General features: G+C 51.8%; 13 protein-coding genes. 9 read left to right on the top strand and 4 right to left on the bottom strand.

Features of this window, described 5'->3' with window-relative positions:
• Positions 1-107 precede the first annotated feature (107 nt).
• Complete coding sequence (locus ACVB80_RS06195) at positions 108-965, bottom strand: helix-turn-helix transcriptional regulator (protein ID WP_481080407.1); 858 nt, start codon at positions 963-965, stop codon at positions 108-110.
• Positions 966-1574: 609 nt separating this feature from the next.
• The gene (locus ACVB80_RS06190) at positions 1575-1985 is read right to left on the bottom strand and encodes a YscW family type III secretion system pilotin (protein ID WP_481080406.1); all 411 of its coding nucleotides are present in this window, start codon (positions 1983-1985) and stop codon (positions 1575-1577) included.
• Between the two features lie 198 nt (positions 1986-2183).
• Between ACVB80_RS06190 and ACVB80_RS06185 the strand changes: the two genes are divergently transcribed.
• The 6 genes from ACVB80_RS06185 (at position 2184) to ACVB80_RS06160 (ending at position 7109) form a co-directional block, all read left to right on the top strand.
• Complete coding sequence (locus ACVB80_RS06185) at positions 2184-2630, top strand: type III secretion system chaperone (protein WP_481080405.1); 447 nt, start codon at positions 2184-2186, stop codon at positions 2628-2630.
• A gap of 7 nt (positions 2631-2637) precedes the next feature.
• On the top strand, positions 2638-2925 hold the full coding sequence (gene exsE2, locus ACVB80_RS06180; RefSeq protein ID WP_481080404.1) for a T3SS regulon translocated regulator ExsE2: 288 nt from the start codon (positions 2638-2640) through the stop codon (positions 2923-2925).
• 515 nt (positions 2926-3440) lie between these two features.
• Positions 3441-3872 (top strand): CesT family type III secretion system chaperone, encoded by a 432-nt coding sequence (locus tag ACVB80_RS06175; RefSeq protein ID WP_481080403.1) that lies wholly within the window; start codon positions 3441-3443, stop codon positions 3870-3872.
• Positions 3869-4897: a hypothetical protein gene (locus ACVB80_RS06170; protein WP_481080402.1), complete on the top strand. Its 1029-nt coding sequence runs from the start codon at positions 3869-3871 to the stop codon at positions 4895-4897. The genes ACVB80_RS06175 and ACVB80_RS06170 overlap by 4 nt, the downstream gene beginning before the upstream one ends.
• Before the next feature lie 232 nt (positions 4898-5129).
• Positions 5130-5582: a CesT family type III secretion system chaperone gene (locus ACVB80_RS06165; RefSeq protein WP_481080401.1), complete on the top strand. Its 453-nt coding sequence runs from the start codon at positions 5130-5132 to the stop codon at positions 5580-5582.
• A gap of 18 nt (positions 5583-5600) precedes the next feature.
• Positions 5601-7109: a hypothetical protein gene (locus ACVB80_RS06160; protein WP_481080400.1), complete on the top strand. Its 1509-nt coding sequence runs from the start codon at positions 5601-5603 to the stop codon at positions 7107-7109.
• A 57-nt stretch (positions 7110-7166) separates the two neighbouring features.
• On the opposite strand, the gene fdhF is transcribed toward ACVB80_RS06160, so the two are convergent.
• Both fdhF and ACVB80_RS06150 read right to left on the bottom strand, forming a co-directional pair.
• Positions 7167-11285, bottom strand: coding sequence for a formate dehydrogenase subunit alpha (gene fdhF, locus ACVB80_RS06155; protein ID WP_481080399.1), 4119 nt, complete (start codon positions 11283-11285; stop codon positions 7167-7169).
• Between the two features lie 243 nt (positions 11286-11528).
• On the bottom strand, positions 11529-11867 hold the full coding sequence (locus ACVB80_RS06150) for a YggL 50S ribosome-binding family protein (RefSeq protein WP_481080398.1): 339 nt from the start codon (positions 11865-11867) through the stop codon (positions 11529-11531).
• A gap of 358 nt (positions 11868-12225) precedes the next feature.
• Between ACVB80_RS06150 and ACVB80_RS06145 the strand changes: the two genes are divergently transcribed.
• From ACVB80_RS06145 to ACVB80_RS06135, 3 genes are all read left to right on the top strand, one after another.
• Entirely contained in the window at positions 12226-14040 is a 1815-nt protein-coding gene (locus ACVB80_RS06145) for an extracellular solute-binding protein (protein WP_481080397.1), read from the top strand.
• Positions 14041-14092: 52 nt separating this feature from the next.
• On the top strand, positions 14093-15178 hold the full coding sequence (locus ACVB80_RS06140; RefSeq protein WP_481080396.1) for a microcin C ABC transporter permease YejB: 1086 nt from the start codon (positions 14093-14095) through the stop codon (positions 15176-15178).
• A 152-nt stretch (positions 15179-15330) separates the two neighbouring features.
• The gene (locus tag ACVB80_RS06135; RefSeq protein WP_481080768.1) at positions 15331-16347 is read left to right on the top strand and encodes an ABC transporter permease; all 1017 of its coding nucleotides are present in this window, start codon (positions 15331-15333) and stop codon (positions 16345-16347) included.
• Positions 16348-16349 lie beyond the last annotated feature (2 nt).

Here is a 16349-nt window from a genome sequence, read left to right as displayed (position 1 = left end):
GGCAGTAAGGACAAAATCTGAAATGAGTTTTCTACTCTGGATATGGTAATGATTCAGCGTTGGCTTCACTTGCAAAAAAAGACAGAAAATTTTAGTCACAAGTCATTTCATTGTGCCAAAGCGACCATTTCCCCACCTGAACGCACTTTGCTCGGCGTGGTTCCAAAGCGGCGGCGGTAACTTTGAGTAAAGTAGGACTGGCTTGAAAAGCCCGCTTCCATCGCGATATCCACTATGCTCATTTTGCTGGTCAGCAACAGCTTGTGTGCATACATCAAACGACGCTCGCTGATCCAGGCGCGGGGAGACATGCCATAATGCTCATTAAAAAGTTCTTTAAACGTGGTGAGGCTGGCACCAAACTCCTGGGCATAATCGGTCAGCTTCCACTCTTTGAGGTAGTGCTCCTCCATAAAGCGGCGCAGGCGATCGGAAGTACGGTTGGTTTGCTGAGACAACAGGGCATATAACTCCCCCCCATCCTTCGCGTGCAGTAACAGGATCAGCATCTCTTCATATTTGAGCTGCATGATGGCATCCGGGTAACCCTGCTCCTGCAGCACCTGCATACCAGCCAGAGTCTGTTCCAGCAATAAGTTCAATCCAAATAAAAACAGTCCGTGGCTGACTTTATCCGGCTTTGGCAACGTCATCAGAAGATCGCTGTGCTTTTGCATCAGCTGACCAACCAGTTCATTATCAAATTCGATAACCTGAGACTGAAACTTTCCCTGATGTGGTGAATACTCAAACAGATAATCACCACGGGCTAAAAAGACACCCTGTCCTTCAATAACGTCAACGGTAAAGTCACCGGTCTGTATTCTCAACTGACCGCTTTTTACCACGACAATTTGAGAGCGTTCGATATGCAACACTTCGTCGCAATACTCACAAACTGAAAATGTATGTATGTCTCCAAAACGAGAGCTGAACCCTGTTGAGAGATGGCCTGACACGTCCATTTTCTACCCTTAATTATTGTATTTCTCCCGCTTAACAAAACAGAGAGAAACAGTGGGCAGCACTTTAAAGTCAAACCAATTGACAGTAAGTACCGCTGTATCTTATTAAAGAAGTAAAAACAGAGCACAGAAAGTCATAAAACCTTACTATACCCCCCGAGATAAAAAGCCTGATTGCATAACGTATTAAGGACGTCAGCAAAGGCAAAAGTGCAGCCAATAACAAGTGATTGTCAGTAATATTAGTTATTTAGTGTTTATTTTAATTTTACTTATTTAGAATAAGTGAATTTACTGTTTATAATTTGTTTTTAAGTTAGCGAACCCTAATGCTGACAGACGTCAGGATTCAATACCTCTAATGGGCATTTATCTGGCATTCAGGGCAAGGGGCGATATTATAACCAGATCCTCCCCGGTAAAATCAACCAATATTATTGCAAACAGGACTGATCAGAGTAGTTAGTCATGATGCATATTAAATAGATGTAATGTTATATTGTACGCTTCAGATTTTCTCTTACAGAAAATGAAACCTGTATTTATATTGTGCAAGTAAATTAGATAAAACTAATTTCCAGCCTTATTAAAGCGGGCATAACTTACCTTTTACTCATCCCGTGATAAAGGTATTAATTCAAGGTCAATACGCCTTGTCTCATTTGTGAAACGATATTTCTTAGTCTGTTGCGCTACTGGTTTACCAGAAATATACAACGTGGCCTCTATCTGCATATCCCCTTCACCTGCCTGAAGGGGCGCAAGCAAAAAGGAGTACTGAACCGGCAACTGCACGCCTTTGTATTCCTGCCTTGCTGAGGTCAGGCAAACACTGTCCTGCATCTTACACACTGAGACTTCAAGCTTTGTCTGTACCGGCGAATAATACTCCTGGCCTGCAACCCAGCCATAAAGCTTCGCCTGACTCCCGCTGGCAAACTCAGCCTGAGTCGGAATTGCCTGACTGCACCCTGTCAACAGGCAACAGCACGCTATAGTTTTCCAGGATGGGACCATCATGTTTACTCCGCTCTTCAGGTAGTAATACTCATATCATTGCATTATGTTCTGTTTTGAATTTAACCAGCAAAAAACTGAAAATCAACTCTGTAAAAACTATGTCTGATTTATAAAAAAACACATCGTTTATTGATAAACCGCACTGGCTAAAATTGCTACGATGCATAAGAAAACACCTGAAAAACAAGGATTCTCTCTATGTCAGCACGCCAGAACATCGATGACGTGTTAATGCAGTTCGCCCATCAAACCGGCCTGCCTGAATTACGTCTTAACGATAACGAGCTAAGCCTGGCCTTTGATGACAGCTTAAAGGTGCATTTCATCTATCACCCGGAACTGCATACCCTGATACTGGAGGCCGAAGTTGTCGACCTGCAGCAGCTAAACGGCGACCTGTATCGCTCTCTGCTGGCATTTAACCATCACTGGCCCGAGTATCAGCTGTTCTTCGGTCTGGACAGTCACCGTCATATCCTGTGCCTCTACAAGCTCGTTCCTGCTGAAGCACTGGACTACGAGCAGTTTGAACATGCACTGGCAGAACTGGTGAGCCAGAGCGAATCATGGGAATCACTGCTTTCTGCCCACCATCAGAGTGAAGAGACCTTCACTATGCCAGGCACTTCTGACTTGCGGGTATAAGTACAATATGTCTAACGATATTCAATCTGCGCGCAGCACTGCAGGCATCCGTGAACTCAACGCTCAGGAAGCTGTCTCTCAATCCGGTGAGGCAAAATTTATGGGGCGGACGGTTTCCGTTGTCGCAAACAGCGAGCGTAATCTTAATAAAAATCTTTCAAAACTGGTACTTAGTGAAATGCTCAATCAACTGGGTAAGCTGGAGCAGTATCAGAAAATCCTGGAGCCAGAAGAGGGTTCGCACAGCGTACGGAAATTGTATGAAAAACAGGTACGCCTAATCCATGCAAAATAGGGAAGTGTTTTCTTCATGGTTTATTTTGAACTAATCCGGTAAAGGCAGGTTAATTTTTATCACAAAATGTACCTGCTTTTTCATCCTGACCTAAACCTGTTTACTCCTCCCGGCCAAAATTCCCTTTCATACTCCCTTATTAAATAACAGACAAACATTGTCTGAACTTTGTATTCATCTTAAATACAAATTAATTTAGTGCAATTACTCAAATTATATTGCACAGCCGTAAAGTAATCGATCAGTTACATTGCTTCATTTTCCAAACTGAAAATTAATCCGGTTCAGTGGAAAATGTACCGGAGTGAACAATTGAATTTATTTCGGATAAACTTCGCTCAAACGGGATTTTCATTCCATCTCTGTTAACCTTCGCCTTATACAACGCTTCCGCCAGAAAAGAGATAGCAACGACAGTCGGGCTAAAAAATAAAGACCTTTTCTGATATTCACCGCTCAATCCCCTGAATAAACTGACAGTCAAACTGATGTGCGGATCATAAGGAAAGCAGAAAATGTCGGATATTGAGCTTCAGATTCAAAACTGGTTGTGGTCTGTCGACCCTCAGCTGGAAATAAAGTCGGGAGAATGCCACTTCGAAGATAACCAGTCTGAAACCCGGGTCAGCCTGTATATCAAAGGCTCAATGCTCTCTCTGTACAGCCCGGTAATCCGGGTAAACAAAGCAAACCCGCTGGCTGTTATGCAGGCCGCTCTTGAGCTAAATGCTAAAGGGGATGTAATGGAAGGTTGCTGGACGGCTATGATTGACAATGAACTGGTGCTTTGCCTGACCAGAAATCCTGACAGCCTGGAGCAAAGCGCCTTCATCAACCTTCTGACTCACTTCATCGATAAAAGCCACACGCTGACCCAGACACTGACAGAGATCAGCCAGAATGCCGGCGCTCCGGTTTCAGTGCCAACACAAGGAATTATGGTATGACCCAGGTAACTTCAAACTATGCTGTAACCAGCCAGGTGAGCCAGACTCATGGCGCGCACGAAGCAACGGCTGCAGCCGTAACACCGGGCAACGCAACCGGCAGCGCAGATAACGCCGTAAGTCAGGATCTGGCCAACAGACCGGCAGACCGGACACTCAGCCTGAGCCCTGCCCAGGGTACTGGTTCTCCTCATTTGGCCTCTTCTGTTGAAGGATACCGCTCACTGGCAGCTCAGCTGGAATTCAAATCAGATGTGGCAGGCGATATGGCCCGCTTTGGTGAGATATTCACGGACTTCTGCAAGTTCCTGCAGGAAAAGGGCACGCTGCAAATGGTCGATGTCGACACCCTGGTTGATAAATTCGCACAGGATATGGTCGCTGGCGGTTCCGGAAAAAGCCTGGAAGCTGAGCGCAGCGCCGCAGACACCTATATTAAAAACACTCAGTCACTGGGATTCACTTCTGCAAACCTTGATGGCAGACCTATCTTTGCGGCCTCGGTCAGCGGTGGTGATCACTTCGCCCGCCATGAAGCTATGCATTTGCTTTCTGCTGAAGGCGGACTTACCCATGTCCATCACCATAATGGAAACCTGAACGAGTCCCTGACCGAAACCGTAACCCGGATGGTTGAGCAGGAACTGGGACTGAAAGATACCTCGGGCGCTTACACACGTGCCTACCCCGGCCTTGCTGAGTTTATGACCAAACTCACCGACAGCCACGACAGCATTAAAGGCGGCGTACTCAATGCCTATGTTAAAAACCAGGGGACAGAGGCACTGGTTGAGCCTATGGTTGACCGCTGGGTCAGCCGCAGCCAGAACGGAGAGATCGGCAAAGCCGTCTACAAGGTACCGATGAAAGGCGGACAACCTAACCGGGAAAAAGCGAAAGAGATGATGACCAAAGAACTCACCGGCCTGGCGGGTGAACTGGGGGGGGCACCATCACTGTCTTCTGTCAGTGACATCAAACTTCGTAAGCTGGAGTTCTACCTCGGTATCAGCTTCAAAGGATAAACAGAGCCCTGGCATGTCAGCCGGGGCTTTTTAGTTTGATACCGTCATCATATCAGGCCGCTTTCCGGGCCGGTCAGCCATTAATCAAACACCACTGAATGGCACCATTGAGGGCATCTGTTGCGGATACGACCAAAACCTAAAACTTCTCCCCGGTATTTAACAGAGTCTTTTTCTCCTCAGGGCTACTATCAGCAACAGAAAGCAATAATCCCCGAGCAAGGAAAATGTAATGAGCCGATTCGACGCAATGCTGAACGATCTATGTAAGTACCTGGGCGCTGATGCTCCCGAAGCCGGTCAAACCGCCATCGAACTGACCGTGGATGGCGCGGCATTAACCCTTACTGCGGACAACCGAAGCGGCGAGGAAGAGCTGATGATCTACACGTCATTGGGTTACGTGCCGTCACAACATGAAATGACCGCTTACCGGGCATTTCTGGAAGCCAACCTGTTCTGGTCTGCGACCGGTGACGCCACCCTGGGCGTGAACTCTGCCACCAAAGAGGCATTTATTGCCTACCGTTTTCCGGAGCAGATGGAAGACACCGAAGGACTGGTAAAAGTGCTGGCAATGTTTCTGGAGATCGCTCAGGACTGGCGCACCTTCGTACACGAACTGGAGCACCAGGGAGAGAATATTGCACAGCCCGATATTCAGACCGGCATGTTAAAAGTATAAAAAAAGAAGGAGACTACGATGGGAATTCAGGTCAACAGTGGCATCACTCCTCAGCGCACATCTGCACTGACAGAGCCTTCTCAAATCGCACCACAACCATCAGGCCAGGAAACAACAATCGCACGCAGCGGTACACCTTTGGCTGGAGCAGAAATCTCCGTCAAACCGCTGTCCAAAGAGCAGGCAGCCCAGGCATCACCAAAGGCAGGACAGAGCCGTCTGGCGAAAATCGGCAATGGTCTGGCCGCAACTCTTGGTGTGGTTGCTGGCGGCGTTGCCGTACTGGCCAGTGCTGCAGCCATGCCTTTTGCCCTTGGCGCAGCAAAACTGGCTGACAAATTCAGCCCGGCTCTCAAAGAGGCCCGTCAACAGGCACAAACGCAAATGCAGCAGTTGGGTGAACCTGCAGAAAAATCTGTACTCAACCAGCAGATCCCTACCGAAAACTTTGGTGAAGTCAGCGTTGGTCAGGTCATGGAGCAATATCGTCTCGATCTTGGCAGCGGCGTATCTGCAAACCAGATGCGCAGCTACATCGCAATGGGCGAACGGATCATGGACGCGCTGAACAATGCTGGCAGCGATTATCAGGGCGGCGCGATTGAGGTAAAAGGTGCCGATGGTCAGACGCATAAAGTAGAACCCAATCTGCAAAGCGCCCGGGCGGTATCCTGGTTTATGCAGGCGAAAGGCGTTGCCGACAATGCCTCTGCAGGCCGCGATCCTGTCGTGCTTAACCGTGGCAGTATGGTCGCAAAAGATCCATCCGGTACCCTGTTTAAGTTCCTTGGCAGCGCCCCTAACACTTATGGCCGCGCATCAACCCACTTCAACGAGCGTGGTGCATCAGGCAAAGCAAACTTCAGCAACACCGGGCTGGCCGGTGCCGGTGCCGGCCTGAATGGCCAGGGAGCGCAACTGGGCATCGAAGACTACGGTAATGGCCTGCCATCCGGCGGTGGCTGTATGGTTTTCGACAAACTGAACGGAAAGGATGGCGAGCAGCAGATTTACCTGAAGTGGGAATCTTCTGGTATGCCAACCTTCTTTGGTAAGTCCCGTCATGCCGACAAGGCAGATGGTGCCACCGAAGCCGTGATCAATAAATTCAAGAGCCCGTTCCGCTGCATGAAACATGCAATGAACTTCCTGAACTCACTGCGCCCGACCACGCCACAGAAATGGGGTGTACACAGGGAAGCGGTGAATAAGGGTGAAGTCAAAGCTCTGTTCAGCGATTTTGAAGCGCAGGCCACCAGCTTTGGGCGTGGTTTCGACAAAGGTGATGACTGGAGTAAAGTTGTCACAAAAGAGGCCAAACACCACGGGCTGCACTTTATGGCTGACAGCCTCAGCCGAATGGCTGGCGAATATGAGCAGCAAACGGGTTCAGTACCCGCCGGTCTGACCAATCTTCAGCAGAAAATCGCAGAGTTTGGCCACTCCATGGGAGCGGACTTCGGGATTGAACGTAAAGGCATGGAGCTGCACACCAGCCTGGATACCAGCTACCTTACACAGGCGTAATCCGCCCTCTGAAAATACAACGAAGGCGCTCAGATGAGCGCCTTCTTTTTTTTTGTATCAGACCAGTAATTCAGGCAACTTTTCGATTCGTACTGCCGCTACCTTAAACTCAGGTATTTTGGCATACGGATCGGTCGCGGTGATGGTCAGGCGGTTGGCCGGAGACTCCGCAAAGTGGAACGGTACAAATACCACGCCTTTTTGCATCCGTTTGGTCACAAACGCCGGTGCCTCAATGCTGCCACGACGTGAGTGCAGACTGATGGTCTCACCGTTACCAATGCCCAGGCGCTCTGCGTCAAACACACTGATCATGATCCGCGGGCCGGCCAGGTTATCCAGACCTTTGGTTTTACGGGTCATAGTGCCGGTATGGAACTGCTCCAGCAGGCGGCCGGTGGTCAGTACCAGAGGGAACTCCTCATCCGGCAACTCAGCGGCATAGCGGAACGGCACCGGTTCAAACTGACCCAGGCCACGTTTAAAGGTGCCTTTATGCATCAGGCGGGTACCTTCCGGCGCCGTATCGTTGCACGGCCACTGCAGACCTTCACTGCCGATACGCTCCCAGGTAATACCCTGATACTGAGGAGTTACCTGGTTGATCTCCCCGGTGATCTGCTCAACGGAGGTGTAATCCCAGTCTGCGCCCATCGCCTGGGCGATGTCCTGGATAATACGCCAGTCTTCGCGCGCTTCGCCCGGTGCTTTGAGTACCGGATTCAGACGCTGAACACGGCGCTCGGTATTGGTGAAGTGACCGCTCTTCTCTGCAAAGGAGAAAGCAGGCAACACCACATCCGCAAGCTCCGCGGTCTCGGTCAGGAAGATGTCCTGGACTACGAGAAAATCGAGTGCTTTCAGACCTTCAATGACGTGAGCCTGATCCGGGTCACTCAGTACCGGGTTCTCACCCATCACAAACAGACCTTTCACTTCACCGTCGCAGGCTGCATCGACGATCTCGGTCAGGGTCAGACCTTTTTCCTCAGACAGGTGCGGTGCATCCCAGGCTTTGACAAACTTAGCGTGGTTGTCAGGGTTAGTCACTTTCTGGTAGCCCGGGTAGTCCGTTGGCAGCGCCCCCATATCACAGGCACCCTGTACGTTAGACTGACCGCGCAGCGGATTGATACCGCCGCCCTCCATACCGATGTTGCCACACAACATCTGCAGGTTGGCAATCGAACGCACGTTATCGTGACCGGTGGTGTGCTGGGTGATGCCCATAGAGTAGTACACGGCGGTCACTTTGGCAGTACCGATCATCTCTGCGATGCGTTTTACTTCATCAGCGGCCACACCGGTAATAAGTTCCACTTTTTCCGGGCTGTACTGCTCAGACATCAGCTCTTCACGCATCGCATCAAACCCTTCGGTACGCTCTGCGATGTAAGCCTCATCCTGCCAGCCGTTGACCAGGATCTGCTGCATGATGCCGTTCAGCAGCATCACATCCGTTCCCGGACGCTGGGCCACATACACCTCAGCGTGCTGTACCATATCAATACGTTTCGGGTCGGCAACAATCAGGCGGGCACCTTTGTCCCTTATCGCCTGCTTGATGTGCGATGCAATGATTGGGTGGGCAGCCGTGGTGTCAGAGCCGATCACCAGGATCACATCCGAATGCTCAATGCTCGGAATATCGTTGGTCATCGCACCGCTGCCCAAAGAGTCCTCCAGACCGGTTACGGTGGAAGCGTGGCACAGACGGGCACAGTGGTCCACGTTGTTGGTACCAAACTCACGGCGGATAAGCTTCTGGAACAGATAATTATCTTCGTTGGTGGTCTTGGCTGACGAGAATCCGGCCAGTGCGTTACTGCCGTATTGCTGCTTCACTGCACTGAAACGCTCTGCGATCAGCGCAATGGCTTCATCCCAGCCTGCCAGCTGAAGATCGCCGTCTTTGCGGATCAGCGGCACAGACAGGCGCTCATCACTCTGGATAAAGTCAAAGCCATATCGGCCTTTCACACACAGCATGCCCTGGTTCACCGGTGAGCTGCTGTCACCCTGAACGTAGCGGATCTGGTTAGTGGCTTCATCAACATACATCACCACCTTACAGCCCACACCACAGTAGGTGCAGATGGTTTTCACCGGTTTAAGCACCTCAAGGCGACCCTGGGATTTGTCACGCTTATCCACCAGCGCGCCAACCGGACAGGCCTGCACACAGGCACCACACTGAACACAGTCTGAGTCGCCCATCGCTTCACCGCAGGCGAAAGACGGACGGTTGCCATCGTTATTAAAGGTCAGGACGCCATGAACGGACTGATCCTGACACGCCTGGACACAGGCACCACAGCTGATACAGCGGTTGGCATCAAATACGATAAACTCACTGCTGCGGTCCACGCTGAAGCGTTGTTTGCTTTCATTGTCCAGCTCATCATTCTTCACCTGATAATCGCTGGCATAGTCACGCAGTGCACAGTCAGTGTTGGCCTGACAGCCACACTCCAGACAACGGGCCGCTTCCATCAGTACCGACTGGTTATCTGAGTCCTGCTCGACTTCTTCAAAGGTCGCCACACGGCCGTGCTCGGAAAGGAACGGCGCTTTGATCCTGCGCTGAGCTTTCTCGCTCACATACTCATCGGCTGCGACCATACTCAGCTTGGCCGCTTTATGGCTGTTGAACAGGTACGGTTTGTTCGTTTTCAGCTCGCCGGTTGCCAGCCACTTCTCAATCGCATCTGCTGCGATTTTGGCATCGGCGATCGCTTCGATTGCGGTTGCCGGACCACGGCGGAAATCACCAATACTGAAGATATTGTCTTTGTGGTGCATGCTGGTCTCATCGACCTCAGCCGTGCCCCAGCGGTTAAGCGGCAACTCATCTTCGCTGGCAAAGTCCACGTCCGGCTCCTGAGACAGGGCGCCAATCACGGTATCAAACTCCAGCTCAACGATTTCGCCGGTCGGCTCAGGGCGGCGGCGGCCACCTTCACGCGCCGGTTCACCAAGACGCATTTTCTCGCAGCGCACCATGCGTACCCGGCCGTTTTCATCAGCTACGTTCTCAACCGGGTTGGTCAGGAACAGGAACTTCACACCTTCTTCTTCGGCAGCGTGGATCTCATGATCTTCTGCCGGCATTTCTGCCAGGGTACGACGGTAGACGATGGTGGTTTCCGCGCCATCACGCACCGCAGTCCGGGCACAGTCGATCGCGGTATTACCGCCACCGATCACCGCCACTTTTTTACCCGTGGTGTAGTTCTGGTCGGTCAGATAATCTTTGAGGTAATCCACGCCCAGGTAACAACCATCCAGGTCACTGCCGGTATAGCGGGCTTCAACAGCTTTGGACGCACCAACAGCCAGACAAACCGCATCAAACTCCTGCTTCAGCTGCTCCAGTTCAATCTCGCGGCCGAGTTTGTGGTTGCACTTAATCTGCATCCCGCCACGGCACATCTGCTCAATTTCCCGGTCCAGCATGGCTTTTGGCAGGCGGTATTCCGGAATACCGTACTGCAGCCAGCCGCCGGCTTTTGGCATCGACTCGTAGACGGTAACTTCAAAGCCCTGATAACTGAGGTAGTAACCACAGGCCAGGCCACCAGGGCCCGCACCGACAATCGCGACTTTCTTACCGTTGGCCGGGCGTTTCTCCGGCTCGACTGGCTGGTCTGAATCAATATCGATATCAGCGGCGTGACGTTTTACGTGGCGGATGGCAATCGGCTCATCCACCAGCGAGCGACGGCACTCAGCCTCACAGAACGCCGGACAAACACGGCCAACCGAAATCGGCATCGGCAGGGTTCGCTTGATGATCTCAATCGCTTTCTGGTGTTCGTCTTTGGCAATGTGCGCAAGGTAGGACTGCACATCAACGTGGGCAGGACACGCAACCTGACACGGTGCTTCACAGTCTGCATTGTGATCCGACAGAATGTTTACCAGCGCTTTGTGGCGGTGAGCACTGATCTGCTCACTTTCGGTGGTGATCTGCATGTCTGCGCAAATCTGAGTTTCACAGGCGCGCACCATGCCTTTGCCGGCAACTTCTACCACACATACATCGCATGGCTGCTTATCTTTGCGGCGGCTGTCACCGCACAAGGTTGGAATTTCTGTACCAATCTTCTTTGCCGCTTCCAGTACCGACACAGATTGGTCAAACACGTAGTCTTGTCCATTGAAAGTCACTTTCATAGACAGTCCCCCTATAAAAATACCCAAAGGCAGCAGCCCGGGCGCAAATAAGGTTATCCAATGAGTATAGAAAGCCTCACCGGATAACAGGCGATTCAGATCTCAAATTGCGATTATCGACCAATCTTTACAAAAATGATGGGACATTGATCAACCAATGATTATTTTGGTCAACCAATTATCTTTGTCGTACACAACATCACCCAGCCGGTTTGACCGGCCAGGAAAGATCAACGATTGGCGTTACAGGTAGTTAGCGTCTACCGGTTCGCTGGTTTCGCAACGGGTCACTTCGTCCCGTGCGGTCAACCATTGTGCTGTTGCTTCGATCTGCTGTGGGGTTACTTTGCCGTAGCGGGCCATCGGACAGATAAAGCCTTCAAAGCTTTCCAGTCCGCCACCGGCAAAACAGAGCTGCTGCTGATCCAGAAAGGCGCAAAAATCATCAACAAACGGCTCGTACTGGTCAAAATCCGCCAGAGTGGTGTCGCAGCTGACTTCAAAGCCAGTGACTGCAAACTCACCCAGGTAAAGTTTCTTGAGGATACGGCGTTTCTTGTTATGTGTTTGATATGGTTTCATTGTTATGGTGCCCAACATTGTGTTGATTGTGCAGCGGAGTACGCTGCGTCCCGGGGTCTCATACCCCTCTCCACGTCCCTGTTGATGCGAATGGAAGCTAAAATACCCAATAAATCTGTGGACATCAAATCCAACCACTTGTCCCGCTGCCAGCCTTGCCCGCCTCCAGTCAGTTACTCTGTATATATCCCGACCAATAGTTATTTGCACATCTGATTCATCTGGTCTTTATTTATCCGTTTGTTAACAGAAAAGCGACTGACGGGAACAAAACCTTTTCAACCCGGGTCGAACTCCTATAATCAAAACAAGCACTTCGAAACTTATGCTGATATCCGGCGTTCAGGGAGGAATAAGAATGTTAACAAGATCGATACTGCTGGCAGCCCTGGGGCTCTCCTGTGGCAGTGCCATCGCAGCCGGGGTAACCGAGACCGACCGGCTGAGCGGATTTGGGGAAGCACAATATCCGCCCGGGTTTACCCATTTTGATTTCGTCAATCCCGAAGCCCCTAAAGGCGGCGATGTGACCTGGGGCGTAATGGGCACCTGGGACAACTTTAACCGCTACTCTTCCCGCGGAAACTTCGCTGCCGGCACTGATGAAACCTATGACCCCCTGTTTTACACATCTACCGATGAAGTGGACACCTCTTATGCCCTGATCGCCGAAAAAGTTCGCTACCCGGAAGATTTCAGCTGGATGGAGGCCGACATCAATCCAAAAGCCGTCTTTCATGACGGGCACCCCATGACGGCCTCTGATTTTGAATTTACCTTTCAAAAGTTTATGACCCAGGGCGTCGCCCAGTTCCGCGTCTACTATAAGAACGTCAAATCGGTCAAAGCCATCTCTGAGCGCACCGTGCGGATCGAAATGAAAGAGCCTGACCGGGAAGTTCTGTTCAGCCTGGTGCGCGGACTGCCAGTCCTGCCGGAGCACTTCTGGAAAGACAAAGACTTCTCCGAACCACTGAGTGAACCACCGCTGGCCAGCGGGGCATACAAAGTCTGTGACTATAAATCCGGCCAGAGCGTTACCTACTGCCGGGTAAAAAACTACTGGGCCAAAGATCTGCCGGTCAACATCGGTCGCCATAACTTCGATAAGGTGACCTACGACTACTATCGTGACGACACCGTGATGCTTGAAGCCTTCAAAGCCGGTGAGTTTGATATCCGCCAGGAGGGCGTTGCCAAGTTCTGGGCGACGGCTTACAACGGCGTCAACTTTGACAAAGGCTATATCAAAAAAGAGGAGATCGCTCACTCCGAGCCTGCGTCCATGGTGGGGCTGGTATTCAACATTCAGCGTCCGGTATTCAGCGACCCGAAAGTGCGTGAAGCACTCTCTTACGCGATGGATTTTGAGTGGATGAACAAAAACATTTTCTATGGTCAGTACAGCCGCACCGAAAGTTACTTCCAGAACTCAGATTACCAGGCGCGTGAACTGCCTTCAGAAGAAGAACTGAAGATCCTGGAACCCATCAAAGATCAGGTAGCGCCACGGGTGTTTACTGAAATTTATCATCCGCCAAAAACCGACGGCTCCGGCCGGATCCGTGGTCAGATGCGTACTGCCTTTAAACTGCTGAAAGAAGCGGGCTGGGAGCTGCGCGACAAGGTCATGACCAATGTCAAAACCGGTGAGCCGATGAGCTTTGAAATGCTGATCTACAGCCCGACTACCGAACGTTTCGCCATTCCGGTACAGAAAAACCTCAGGCAGATGGGGATCGAAATGAAGATCCGCACTGTAGACACCACCCAGTACCTCAAGCGTTATCAGGACCGCGACTACGATATGGTGTTTGCTTCGATCAGTTCAGGCCGCTACCCCAGCAGCAGTCTGCTTATCACCTGGAACAGTCAGTATATCGACAGTACCTATAACCGCCCCGGGGTAAAAGATCCGGCCGTGGATTACCTCACCCAGCAGATCGCCGACAACCAGCAAAATCCGGAGAAACTGCTGCACCTTGGCCGCGCCCTCGACCGGGTACTGCAGTGGAACTTTTACACCATCCCAGGCTGGCACCTGAGCAAGTACCGGATTGCAAGCTGGGATAAGTTTGACCGTCCGGAAGTCCGCCCGGCTTATGACCTGGGAATGGACACCTGGTGGGTTGATTCAGAGAAGGCACAGAAGCTGCCGGAAAAACGCCGTTAAACGGATTTGGCGCGGCACATTGCCGCGCCCTTAACTGGTAAGTACACAGGTTATGACCGCATACATCATCCGACGTTTATTGCTGGTGATCCCCACCCTTTGGGCCATCATCACCATTAACTTCTTTGTGATTCAAATTGCGCCCGGAGGCCCGGTAGAACAGGCGATGGCGCAGATGCAGGGCATGGAGTCCGGCATTATGGAACGCTTCTCCGGAGGCGGAAAAGAGCTGGCGACAGAAAGTCCGTCAGAAGCCACATCCGGCTACCGCGGCTCACGCGGGCTGGATCCGGAAGTGGTCGAGGAGATCAAAAAGCAGTTTGGTTTCGACAAGCCGATCCACGTGCGCTACTTCGAAATGCTGAAGAACTACGCCACCTTTAACTTCGGTGAAAGCCTGTTTAAAGACGGCAACGTGATTGACCTGATTGTTGAGCGGCTGCCGGTCTCTGTCTCCCTCGGGTTATGGAGCACCCTGCTGATCTACCTGATTTCCATTCCGCTCGGGATCATGAAAGCCATACACCACGGCTCCCGGTTCGACATCTGGAGCAGCGCCATGGTGATCATCGGCTACGCCATTCCCGGCTTCCTGTTTGCTATCCTGCTTATCATCCTGTTTGCTTCGGGGAACTACTTCAGCTGGTTCCCGCTGCGCGGCCTGGTGTCTTCCAACTTTGACCAGCTCAGCTGGTTCGATCAAATCATCGATTACTTCTGGCATCTGGCACTGCCGGTACTGGCGATGGTGATTGGTGGCTTTGCCACCCTGACCATGCTGACCAAAAACTCGTTCCTCGATGAGATCAACAAGCAGTACGTGGTGACCGCCCGCGCCAAAGGGCTTGATGAGCAAAGCATTCTCTACAAACACGTTTTCCGTAACGCCATGCTGATCATCATCGCCGGTTTCCCGGGGGCGTTTATCAGTATCTTCTTTACCGGCTCGATGCTGATTGAAGTGATGTTTTCCCTCGAAGGGATCGGCCTGCTGGGCTTTGAGTCCACCATTCAGCGTGACTACCCGGTGGTGTTCAGCTCCCTGTATATCATGACGCTGCTGGGACTGATCCTCAGCATCATCTCCGACCTGACCTACTCCTGGGTCGACCCACGTATTGATTTTGAGGCCAGGTAAATGACTTTTGCATCCCCCAAAAAACGCAGGCAGACACTGATAAGCAGACCCTCCCGGGCAGGACGCCCGGGTGGAGCCCCATGGATGGGTTTATGCGTGTCTGCGTTCAGTGTCTGCCGGAGTCGTGCAACAGGAAAGGCAGGTAAGTAATGATGAATCCACTTATTGCTCTGCGCTGGCAACGCTTTAAAGCCAACAAACGTGGCTACCTCTCCCTGTGGGCCTTTACCCTGCTGTTTGTGCTCAGCCTGTTTGCCGAACTGATTGCCAACGACAAACCGCTGCTGGTCTCCTACAAAGGGGACTGGTACTACCCGGTCGCATTTGAGTACGCCGAAACCCAATTTGGCGGCGAGTTTGAAACCGAAGCTGACTACACCGACCCGTATGTGGCAGAGCTGATTGAGGCCGATGGCTACATCATCTGGCCGCTGGTGCGCTTTCACTACGACACCATCAACTACAACCTCAGCCAGCCTGCCCCGGCGCCGCCGGACAGCGTAAACCTGCTCGGCACCGATGACCGGGGCCGGGATGTACTGGCCCGGATCATCTATGGTTTTCGTATCTCGGTACTGTTTGGTTTTGCGCTGACGATTGTCTCGTCGATTATCGGCGTGATAGTCGGTGCCAGCCAGGGCTACTACGGTGGCAGACTGGATCTGTTCGGCCAGCGCTTTATCGAAGTCTGGTCGGGAATGCCGACCCTGTTCCTGCTGATCATATTGTCGAGCTTTGTCGAGCCCAACTTCTGGTGGCTGCTCGGTATCATGGTACTGTTCAGCTGGATGAGCCTGGTGGGGGTTGTGCGCGCCGAGTTCCTGCGCTGTCGTAACTTCGATTATGTCAAAGCCGCTCATGCGCTGGGGGTGAGTGACAGCCGAATCATCGGCCGTCACATGCTGCCGAACGCCATGGTCGCCACCCTCACCATGGTGCCGTTTATTCTCTCCGGCTCGGTCACCACCCTGACCTCGCTCGACTTCCTTGGCTTTGGCCTGCCAGCCGGCTCACCATCACTGGGTGAACTGCTGGCTCAGGGTAAAGCCAACCTTCAGGCGCCCTGGCTTGGGATCTCCGCCTTTGTCGTTCTTTCTGTCATGCTCAGCCTGCTGGTCTTTATCGGTGAAGCCGTCCGTGACGCATTCGACCCGCATCAGCAGAGGTAACC

The sequence above is a fragment of the Vibrio sp. 9-16B-A1 genome (genome assembly GCF_056726165.1).
The sequence above is the reverse complement of the archived record's forward strand: the minus strand, read 5'-3'. Positions and strand labels throughout refer to the sequence as shown.